At 42.4% G+C, this 203-nt stretch carries 1 protein-coding gene; it reads right to left on the bottom strand.

The window, feature by feature from the left end:
* The coding region (locus I6U49_RS16945; RefSeq protein WP_198629717.1) for a hypothetical protein at nucleotides 1-203 on the bottom strand (203 nt) is incomplete at both ends.

Below are 203 nucleotides of genomic sequence, written 5' to 3'. Positions count from 1 at the left end.
TTTGCAATCGAATTGCTTACCGGGTTTTGGTTTTCATCTAAAAGAGTATAAGTAATTCCCTGTACCGTAGTTACCGAAATAGTCCCGGTGGTATCTTCACACGTTGGTTGTTGTGAAATACTTGCTTGTGGCTGCGCCGGAGTTCCTAAATTTTCTATGATAACCAAAGCTTCAGAAACGGACTCACAATCGCCATTGTCTGC

This window comes from Salegentibacter maritimus (assembly GCF_016236915.1).
Lineage (GTDB): Bacteria > Bacteroidota > Bacteroidia > Flavobacteriales > Flavobacteriaceae > Salegentibacter > Salegentibacter maritimus.
Note: the sequence above shows the minus strand (reverse complement) of the source record. Positions and strands in the feature narration are given on the sequence as shown.